Source organism: Agromyces sp. P1_H4 (assembly GCF_056405255.1).
Window position 1 is genome coordinate 1 of record NZ_JBFUCL010000118.1, and the last position, 10,099, is coordinate 10,099.

Consider the following 10,099-nt stretch of genomic DNA (forward strand, 5'->3'; position numbering starts at 1 on the left):
GTCATGTACGTGGGCGACGACGTCACCGACGAGGACGCGTTCGCGACCCTCGACGCCGAGGACGTCGGCGTGAAGGTGGGCCAGGGCAAGTCGATCGCGACGTACCGGGTGCGCAGCCCGGAGGACGTCGCCGACCTCCTCGAGCGCCTCGCCGATGCCCGTGACGCGGCGCGCGAGGCCCCTTCGCGCTGGCCATAGACTCGAAGGCATGTCGGAGTTCGATCCCAAGCCCCGTAGTCGCACCGTCACCGACGGCATCGAAGCCATGACCAGCCGCGGGATGCTCCGCGCCGTCGGCATGGGCGATGCGGACTGGGACAAGCCGCAGATCGGCATCGCGAGCTCGTGGAATGAGATCACGCCCTGCAACCTCTCCCTGGCGCGGCTCGCGCAGGCGGCGAAGGAGGGCGTGCACGGCGGCGGCGGGTACCCGCTGCAGTTCGGCACCGTCTCCGTCTCCGACGGCATCTCGATGGGCCACGAGGGCATGCACTTCTCGCTCGTCTCCCGAGAGGTCATCGCCGACTCCGTCGAGGTCGTCATGCAGGCCGAGCGCCTCGACGGCTCCGTACTGCTCGCCGGCTGCGACAAGTCGATCCCCGGCATGCTGATGGCCGCCGCGCGACTCGACCTCGCGTCCGTGTTCCTCTACGCCGGCTCGATCGCGCCCGGGTGGGTGCGCCTCTCCGACGGCACCGAGAAGGACATCACGATCATCGACTCGTTCGAGGCGGTCGGCGCCGTGCGTGCCGGCACCATGAGCGAGGCCGACGCCAAGCGCATCGAGTGCGCGTTCGCGCCCGGCGAGGGCGCCTGCGGCGGCATGTACACGGCCAACACCATGGCCTCGGTCGCCGAGGCACTCGGGCTGTCGCTGCCGGGCTCGGCGTCACCGGCATCCGCCGATCGCCGTCGCGACTACTACGCGCACCGCTCGGGCGAGGCCGTCGTCAACCTGCTGAAGCACGGCATCACGGCCCGCCAGATCCTCACCAAGCAGGCCTTCGAGAACGCCATCGCCGTCGGCATGGCCCTCGGCGGCTCCACCAACATCGTGCTGCACCTGCTCGCCATCGCCCGCGAGGCCGAGGTCGAGCTGACCCTCGACGACTTCAACCGCATCGGCTCGAAGGTGCCGCACATCGGCGACCTGAAGCCGTTCGGCAAGTACGTGATGAACGACGTCGACCGCCGTGGCGGCCTTCCCGTGCTCATGAAGGCGCTGCTCGACGCCGGGCTCATGCACGGCGACGCGCTCACCGTCACCGGCAAGACCCTCGCCGAGAACCTCGCCGAGATGGACATCCCGCCGCTCGACGGCGAGGTGCTGCGCACCCTCGACAACCCGATCCACGAGACGGGCGGGCTCACCATCCTGCACGGTTCGCTCGCCCCAGAGGGCGCCGTCGTCAAGACGGCCGGATTCGACGCCGCCACGTTCGAGGGCCCCGCGCGGGTGTTCGAGCGGGAGCGCGCCGCGATGGACGCCCTCACCGCCGGCGAGATCAAGCACGGCGACGTGGTCGTCATCCGCTACGAGGGCCCCAAGGGCGGTCCGGGAATGCGGGAGATGCTCGCGATCACCGCGGCCATCAAGGGCGCTGGGCTCGGAAAAGATGTACTACTCTTGACGGACGGTCGATTCTCAGGCGGCACAACCGGCCTCTGCATCGGCCATCTGGCACCCGAAGCGGTGGACGCAGGTCCTATCGCCTTCGTGCGCGATGGTGATCTGATACGGGTCGATATCGCAGCTCGTTCCATCGACCTACTGGTCGACGATGCCGAGCTGGCTGCCCGCCGTGAAGGCTGGGCTCCGCTTCCTCCGCGCTATACCCGTGGCGTCCTCGCGAAGTACTCCAAGCTCGTGCGTTCCGCCGCAGAAGGCGCCACGACGGGGTGAGTGCTGCGCTCCCCGCACACACCGTCCATCAGAACAGGAACCGAATGACCACGGAATCGACGCCCGTGCCTTCGCCCGCCCCAGTGCCGTCCGGCGCTCCCGTCGAGATGACGGGTGCCGAGGCGGTCGTCCGCTCGCTCGAGATGCTCGGCATCACCGACGTCTTCGGCCTGCCCGGCGGCGCGATCCTCCCCGTCTACGACCCGCTGCTCGACAGCCGCAAGCTGCGGCACATCCTCGTGCGCCACGAGCAGGGCGCCGGCCACGCGGCCGAGGGCTACGCCTCGTCGTCCGGCAAGCTCGGCGTCGCCATCGCGACGTCGGGTCCGGGGGCGACGAACCTCGTCACGGCCATCGCCGACGCCCACATGGACTCGGTGCCGATCCTCGCGATCACCGGCCAGGTGTTCTCGAACCTCATGGGCACGGATGCCTTCCAGGAGGCCGACATCGTCGGCATCACCATGCCCATCACGAAGCACTCCTTCCTCGTGAAGGACCCTGCCGAGATCCCGGGAACGATCGCGGCGGCGTACCACATCGCCACGACGGGGCGTCCGGGCCCCGTGCTCGTCGACATCACCAAGGACGCGCAGCAGGCGAAGTTCACCTTCCGCTGGCCGCCGAAGGTCGACCTGCCGGGCTACCGGCCCATCACGAAGGCGCACGGCAAGCAGGTCGCTGCCGCCGCGCAGCTGCTCGCCGAGGCGAAGCGCCCGGTGCTCTACGTGGGCGGCGGCATCATCCGCTCGCACGCCTCCGAGGAGCTGCTCGCGCTCGCGGAGGCGACGAACGCACCGGTCGTGACCACGCTCATGGCTCGCGGCGCGTTCCCCGACTCCCACCAGCAGCACCTCGGCATGCCGGGCATGCACGGCACGGTCCCGGCCGTGATCGCGCTGCAGGAGGCCGACCTCCTGCTGGCGCTCGGTTCCCGGTTCGACGACCGCGTGACTGGCAAGGCCGCGCTGTTTGCGCCCAACGCCAAGGTCGTGCACGTCGACATCGACCCCGCCGAGATCTCGAAGATCCGCACGGCCGACGTGCCGATCGTGGGCGACCTGAAGGATGTGCTCGTCGACCTGCTCGCCGCCTACGGCGACGCCACGACGGGCGGGCAGCCCGACATCGATGAGTGGTGGGCCACGCTCGACGGACTCCGCTCCGAGTTCCCGCTCGGATTCTCGAAGCCCTCCGACGGCCTGCTCGCGCCGCAGCACGTCATCCAGCGCATCGGCGAGCTCACGGGGCCCGAGGGCATCTACGCCGCGGGCGTGGGCCAGCACCAGATGTGGGCCGCGCAGTTCATCAAGTACGAGCGACCCAACTCATGGCTGAACTCGGGCGGCGCCGGCACCATGGGCTACGCGGTGCCCGCGGCGATGGGCGCCAAGGTCGCCCAGCCCGACCGCGTGGTCTGGGCGATCGACGGCGACGGCTGCTTCCAGATGACCAACCAGGAGCTCGCCACCTGCACCCTGAACGACATCCCGATCAAGGTCGCGATCATCAACAACTCCTCGCTCGGCATGGTGCGCCAGTGGCAGACGCTGTTCTACGACGGCCGCTACTCGAACACCGACCTGAACACCGGGCACGACACCGTACGGGTGCCCGACTTCGTGGCGCTCGCCGAGGCCTACGGCGCGCTCGGCATCCGGGTCACCAAGGAGGAGGAGGTCGACGCCGCCATCAAGCTGGCGCTCGAGACCAACGACCGCCCGGTGGTGATCGACTTCGTCGTCTCGGCCGACGCGATGGTCTGGCCGATGGTGCCGCAGGGCGTGTCGAACAGCTACATCCAGTACGCCCGCGATCACTCGCCGGCCTTCAGCGAGGAGGACTGACCATGTCGACCCACGTGCTCTCCCTCCTCGTCGAGGACAAGCCGGGCCTGCTGACCCGCGTCGCCGGACTCTTCGCGCGCCGCGGCTTCAACATCGAGTCGCTCGCGGTGGGCCACTCCGAGATCGAGGGGCTCTCGCGCATCACGGTCGTGGTCGACGTCGAGGAGCTTCCCCTCGAGCAGGTGACGAAGCAGCTCAACAAGCTCATCAACGTCATCAAGATCGTCGAGCTCGACCCCAACCAGTCGGTGCAGCGCGAGCACCTGCTCATCAAGGTGCGCGTCGACAACGCGACCCGCTCGCAGGTGCTCGAGGCGGTCAACCTCTTCCGCGCCCGCGTCGTCGACGTGTCGACCGACGCCCTCGTCATCGAGGTCACCGGGGACTCCGGCAAGACCACCGCGTTCCTCCGGGTGCTCGAGCCCTACGGCATCAAGGAGATCGCCCAGTCGGGCCTCCTCGCGATCGGCCGTGGCGGCAAGTCCATCACCGAGCGCGTCTTCAAGAACTGAGCACGGATGCCGCGGCGCGCCGTCGCGGCATCCGTCACCTGAACCGAAACCAAGGAGAAAGACAGCACATGGCTGAGATCTACTACGACAAGGACGCCGACCTCTCGCTCATCCAGGGCAAGAAGGTCGCCGTCATCGGCTACGGCTCGCAGGGACACGCGCACGCGCAGAACCTCCGCGACTCGGGCGTCGAGGTCGTCATTGGCCTCAAGGAGGGCTCGAAGTCGAAGTCGAAGGCCGAGGAGGCCGGCTTCGAGGTGAAGAGCGTCGCCGACGCCGCGGCCGGTGCCGACGTCATCGTCATCCTCGCGCCCGATCAGTACCAGCGTCACATCTACGCCGAGTCGATCAAGGACAACCTCGCCGAGGGCAAGACCCTGGTGTTCGGCCACGGCTTCAACATCCGCTTCGGCTACATCGAGGCGCCCGAGGGCGTCGACGTCGTCATGGTCGCCCCGAAGGGCCCCGGCCACACCGTGCGCCGCGAGTACGAGGCGGGTCGCGGCGTGCCCGTGATCGTCGCCGTCGAGAAGGACGCCTCGGGCAACGCCTGGCCGCTCGTGCTCTCGTACGCCAAGGCGATCGGCGGCCTGCGCGCCGGTGGCATCAAGACGACCTTCACGGAGGAGACCGAGACCGACCTGTTCGGCGAGCAGGCCGTGCTCTGCGGCGGCGTCTCGCAGCTCGTGCAGTACGGCTTCGAGACCCTGACCGAGGCGGGCTACCAGCCGCAGGTCGCGTACTTCGAGGTGCTCCACGAGCTGAAGCTCATCGTCGACCTCATGTGGGAGGGCGGCATCGCCAAGCAGCGCTGGTCGGTCTCCGACACGGCCGAGTACGGCGACTACGTCTCGGGCCCCCGCGTCATCGACCCGCACGTCAAGGAGAACATGCAGGCCGTGCTCGCCGACATCCAGTCGGGCGCGTTCGCCGAGCGCTTCATCGCCGACCAGGATGCCGGTGCCCCCGAGTTCCTCGAGCTCCGCAAGAAGGGCGAGGCGCACCCGATCGAGGCGACGGGCCGCGAGCTGCGCAAGCTCTTCGCCTGGAACGCGTCGAACGACGACGACTACGTGGACGGCGAGGTCGCTCGCTGACGCGAGCGGACCTGCCGCCCTCTCCGTCAACGGTGTTCATGCAGCGCCGTCCTTCGGCCGGCGCTGACGGCGAGGTCGCTCGCTGACGCGAGCTTCGCTCGTTCGTCGACGCGTCATCGCGTCGTGAGGCCCGCTCCGGATGCTCCGGGGCGGGCCTTTCCGTCGGATCCGGAGCCGGGCCAGTCGTCCCGTGCCGTGCTCGTATGAGCGAGTTGCGCACAAGCACTTGTCCAAGCGGTCGCCGGTGTGGTCGCATGCCTTCCATGACCGAACTCCGACACCACCACTCCGACCCGACCCCGCGCTGGTGCTCGTGCGCCGTGCCCGACGACGACGCAGCGCCCACGGGCTCCGGACTCACCCGACGGAACATGCTCGTGGGGATCTCGGCCGCCGGCGCGCTCGCCGCGGTCGGATGGCCGGGCGCCGCCCAGGCCGCCCCGAATGACAAGTCGGTGACCATTACGATCATGGGCACCTCCGACCTGCACGCCAACGTCATCAACTGGGATTACTACAAGGACGCCACCTACAGCGACGCCCAGGGCAACGTGGTCGGGCTGGCGCGCGTCTCCAGCGTCGTCAACGAGATCCGCGCCCAGCGGGGCCGTGAGCACACGCTGCTCTTCGATGCGGGCGATACGATCCAAGGCACTCCGCTGGGGTTCTACTACGCGACCGTCGAGCCGGTCACCGAGACGGGCGCGATCCATCCGATGGCCGCGCAGATGAACGCGATCGGCTATGACGCCGTCGCGCTCGGCAATCACGAGTTCAACTACGGCCTCGAGTTCCTCGACTACTGGATCTCGCAGATGGACGCCGACGTGCTGGCGGCGAACGCCGTGCACGCCGGAACGAAGGTGCCCGCGTACCTCCCGTACACGATCAAGACGATGAAGGTGAAGGGGCGTCCGCCGATCCGCGTCGGTGTACTCGGTCTCACGAACCCGGGTGTGGTGATCTGGGACAAGGGGAACGTCAGCGGCAAGCTCGAGGTGCAGGGCCTCGTCGAAGCGGCGGCGCGCTGGGTGCCGGTGATGCGCGCGGCGGGCGCCGACATCGTCGTGGTGAGCGCGCACTCGGGCGACAGCGGCACCTCGTCGTACGCCGGCGACCTGCCGGTCGAGAACGCGGCCGCGCTCGTCGCCGAGCAGGTGCCGGGCATCGACGCGATCCTCTTCGGGCACGCGCACCGGGAGGTGCCGCAGCGGTTCGTCACGAACCTCGAGACGGGTCGCCAGGTCGTGATGAGCGAGCCGAAGAACTGGGGCCAGCGACTCAGCGTCTTCGATCTCACGCTCGAGTTCGCCAAGGGCAAGTGGTCGGTCGCCTCGAGCTCGGCGACCACGCTGAACACGAACACCGTGGTCGACGACCCCGCGCTCGTCGCCGTGGTGCAGGCGCAGCACGACGCCGTCGTCGACTACGTCAACACGACGGTCGCGACTTCGACCGAGGCGATGTCGGCCGCCGAGGCGTGCTGGAAGGACACGGCGATCCTCGACTACGTGAACGTGGTCCAGGAGGCCACGGTCGCCGCGGCCGTGGCCGGCACGCCCGAGGCATCCCTCCCGATCGTCTCGATCGCCGCGCCGTTCAACCGGGCGGCGAGCTTCCCGGCGGGTCCGGTCTCGATCAAGGATGTCGCGGGGCTCTACATCTACGACAACACGCTCCTCGCCTCGATCCTCACCGGCGCCCAGATCAAGGACTACCTCGAGTACTCGGCGGAGTACTTCAAGCCGGTGGCGCCCGACGCGCCGGTCGACCCGGCATCCTGGACGAACGCGAACAACCGGCCCGACTACAACTACGACCAGTTCTCGGGTGTCGACTACGGCGTCGACGTGTCGCAGCCCGTCGGTTCGCGCATCGTCGGGCTGTCGTACCAGGGCGCGCCGGTGGCGGCCGGGCAGCAGTTCCTCGTCGCTGTGAACAACTACCGGCAGTCGGGCGGCGGCGGATTCCCGCACATCGCGACGGCTCCGGTGGTCTACAACGCGCAGGTCGCGATCCGCGAGGCGATCGTGTCGTACGCCTCGGCGTCCGGCACCATCGACCCGGCCACGTTCCACGTCGAGAACTGGCGACTCGTGCGCAACGGCGTGCCGGTGTTCTGACCCCTCGAACGCGATGGCGGCCCGTCCCGATCCGGGGCGGGCCGACCTCGTGAGGGGCACGGTCGTACCTCCGCTCAGTCGGAACCGCAGGTGCTCCGCAGCTCGCCGAGTCCGTCGAGATAGGTGCGCCATTCGTGCTCGGTGAGATCACGGCCCGCGATGCGGCAGACCGCCGCGAACTGATRCTCCGGATCGAGATCCCAGATCGCGATGCCCGCATCCTCCGAGATCGCGAGCTCGAGCCCGTCGGGCCGCAGCGCGCTCCCGACGTAGTCGGGCGAGTCGTGAAAGAAGGGCTCGGCCAGCCGGATGCCCGTGGCCGTGTCGTGCAGCAGCGTGATGCCCGCCCCGGCGGACATGACCATCGTTCGCCCGTCGTCGCTCGTCTCGGGGACGCCCAGCCCGCCGGCCGTGCCGGGCAGAGAGCCCACCTGGTCGTACGTCTCGGTGTCGAACCGCATCATCCGGTTGTCCCGGGAACCGATCATCGTGCCGTCGTCGAGCAGCACCGGGGGACCCGTCAGGAGGTTCCCGCGGCGCGTGATCCTCCAGCCTGCGACATCGACCATGGTCAGGAGGTCGCCGCGCTCGTCGCTGTACGAGGTGATGGCGAGCCGCCGGCCGTCGGGCGACTCCGAAACCCAGATCACGAGCCCGCCGACGACGATCGGCTCGCCGACCTGCTCGCCGGTCGCCGGATCGATTCGTACCACCGCGTAGATCGGCTCGGCGACCTGCTCGCCGGTCGCCGGATCGAGATGGACCACGCCCTCGTCCTCGACCAAGAGGTACAACCGCGTACCCGCGTGGGTCACCCAGGGCAGGCGTGCACCGGTGGGAAGCGGAGCTCCGATGTCCCGCCCGGTGTCGGCATCGACGAGTCGCCATGCATCGTCTTCGGGGAACCAGCCGACGATCGCGTCGGAGCCGACCCAGATCGGTGTGGACACCGGAGCTGTGAATTCACCGCGCACATCACCCGTGACGGAGTCGCGGATCGCAACCCCGTGATGCACGTCGTCCCACCCCGTGTCGCCCTGTCCGTCCGCGGTGAGCAGCGTGTGCCCGTCGTGCGAGTAGCCGCTCGCCAGGAATGATCCGGGCGCGATGAGACGTGTCAGGAGTCCGCCGCCATCGAGTTGCCAGCGCGCGATCGCCGGCGGTATCTGGTTGAGTGCGACCAGCTCGGTTCCGCCGGAGACGACCCCCACGGGACCGACTGTCCCGAGCAGCGCATCAAGTCCCGAACCCACTTGCTCGCCATCGTCCAGTTCGTACCGGTCGATCAGTCCGTACAGGCCCGCGCAGTACACGTGCCCCGCCACCTCCGAGGCGGTGATCCACGAGCACGAGGTGGGACCGAACCCCGACACCGGATGCGTCCACCGAACATGGCCGTCCGCCCCGTCGACGGCGACGATCGCCCGATCCCCGCTCGCGACGACGAGTCCCGAGTCGAGCACCTCCATGGCCACGTGGGCGGACTCCGCGGGCACCGCATAGCGGGTCGTCACGGCGGCCCGCACCGGGTCGATCACCTCGATCGCGCCGGCCACCCTTCCCGCGTACAGGCGCCCGTCGGTGGTGAACGCGAGCGCCGCGGCGAAGCTGTCCGTCACTTCGAGCGCGGCGACGACCTGTTCGGTGACCGGCGTCACCGACCCCGTCGGCACGTCCACGATCGACACGGCGCCGTCGTGCGTCGCCGCGACCGCGATCCTCGATCCGTCGCCCTCCACGGCGAGTGCACCGGGACCGAACTCCAGACGCTGCGGACCGAGCAGTCGTTCGCCCGACGACAGATCGACGACGACGAGATCGGAGCTCACGGTGGGGCCGGCGACCACGAAATACGACTCCGCGGTGGTGCCGACGCCCAGTGTCGACGGTTCGACGTCGCCCGGCCACAGGATGGCTCCAGTGGTGCCGTCGGCGCTGACCTCGACGAGCGGGAACGGTGGCGTGGAGTCGAGCCCGTCGAGACCCGTCTCGACGGGCATGACCAGCGCTGCGGTCTCGAGGTCGCGGACCGCAGCGGCTCCGGAGTCGTCGACCATGAACGCCCGGTCGGTTCCCGGGATCACGGCGCCCATCGTGCTGTGCGCCCCGTCGACGAGCGCATTGCCGAGGAACCCTCCCGCGGCCGTGAGCACGCCCATCATCCCGGCGCGCGTCCGCGGGTCCTCGGGCCAGCGCCGATACGCCTCCGCGGCGAGCAGGGCGGCGACGTCCCGCTCCGATGTCCTCAGTGCGAGCGCGGTGCTGACGAGTGCCTCGACGTTCGCCTCCGTGCGGCTCCGTGCCGCCTGATCCGCCGAGACCACCGCGAGGCCGCCCGCACCCACCAAGGCCACAATCAGCACTGCCGCGCCCACGAGGAGGCCGCGGAGCCTTCGGTTCTGCGTCCGTTCGTGGCGGGCCTGAGCGACGAGCGCCTCCCGCTCCGAGGTCTCACGTGCCGACGACGCCGCGAGGAAGGCCGTCTCGTCCTCGGTGAGATCGCGGTCGCCGCCCCGTTTCCACTCGAGCGCGGACTGCAAYCTCGCGCCGCGATACAGGTCTTCCTCCGCTCGACCGCCCGCGTCCCAGGCCTCCGCCGCGACAGCGAGCGCGTGCA

Annotated in this window: 6 protein-coding genes and 1 pseudogene; 6 read left to right on the forward strand and 1 reads right to left on the reverse strand. The window is 69.3% G+C overall.

The features are described 5' to 3' along the window. The 6 genes and pseudogenes from AC1DY2_RS09250 to AC1DY2_RS09275 all read left to right on the forward strand — a co-directional run. A pseudogene (locus AC1DY2_RS09250) lies at positions 1-198 on the forward strand (trehalose-phosphatase); the annotation flags it as partial. A 10-nt stretch (positions 199-208) separates the two neighbouring features. Next, on the forward strand, positions 209-1,903 hold the full coding sequence (gene ilvD / locus AC1DY2_RS09255) for a dihydroxy-acid dehydratase (RefSeq protein ID WP_159600411.1): 1,695 nt from the start codon (positions 209-211) through the stop codon (positions 1,901-1,903). A 44-nt stretch (positions 1,904-1,947) separates the two neighbouring features. Beyond that, positions 1,948-3,750 (forward strand): acetolactate synthase large subunit, encoded by a 1,803-nt coding sequence (locus tag AC1DY2_RS09260; protein WP_476762152.1) that lies wholly within the window; start codon positions 1,948-1,950, stop codon positions 3,748-3,750. Positions 3,751-3,752: 2 nt separating this feature from the next. Then, on the forward strand, positions 3,753-4,262 hold the full coding sequence (gene ilvN, locus AC1DY2_RS09265) for an acetolactate synthase small subunit (RefSeq protein WP_159600415.1): 510 nt from the start codon (positions 3,753-3,755) through the stop codon (positions 4,260-4,262). Positions 4,263-4,300: 38 nt separating this feature from the next. After that, a complete protein-coding gene (gene ilvC, locus AC1DY2_RS09270) occupies positions 4,301-5,359 on the forward strand; it encodes a ketol-acid reductoisomerase (RefSeq protein ID WP_268891231.1) in 1,059 nt (352 codons plus the stop codon). A 263-nt stretch (positions 5,360-5,622) separates the two neighbouring features. Beyond that, on the forward strand, positions 5,623-7,482 hold the full coding sequence (locus tag AC1DY2_RS09275; protein ID WP_476762153.1) for a 5'-nucleotidase C-terminal domain-containing protein: 1,860 nt from the start codon (positions 5,623-5,625) through the stop codon (positions 7,480-7,482). 74 nt (positions 7,483-7,556) lie between these two features. Here the strand turns inward: AC1DY2_RS09275 and AC1DY2_RS09280 are convergent. Beyond that, positions 7,557-10,099: outer membrane protein assembly factor BamB family protein (locus AC1DY2_RS09280; protein WP_476762154.1), on the reverse strand; the 2,543-nt coding region annotated here is incomplete at its 5' end.

Coding starts and splice junctions, on each gene's coding strand:
- ilvD (WP_159600411.1), top strand. CDS start 209: ATGTCGGAGTTCGATCCCAAGCCCCGTAGTCGCACCGTCACCGACGGC.
- AC1DY2_RS09260 (WP_476762152.1), top strand. CDS start 1,948: ATGACCACGGAATCGACGCCCGTGCCTTCGCCCGCCCCAGTGCCGTCC.
- ilvN (WP_159600415.1), top strand. CDS start 3,753: ATGTCGACCCACGTGCTCTCCCTCCTCGTCGAGGACAAGCCGGGCCTG.
- AC1DY2_RS09275 (WP_476762153.1), top strand. CDS start 5,623: ATGACCGAACTCCGACACCACCACTCCGACCCGACCCCGCGCTGGTGC.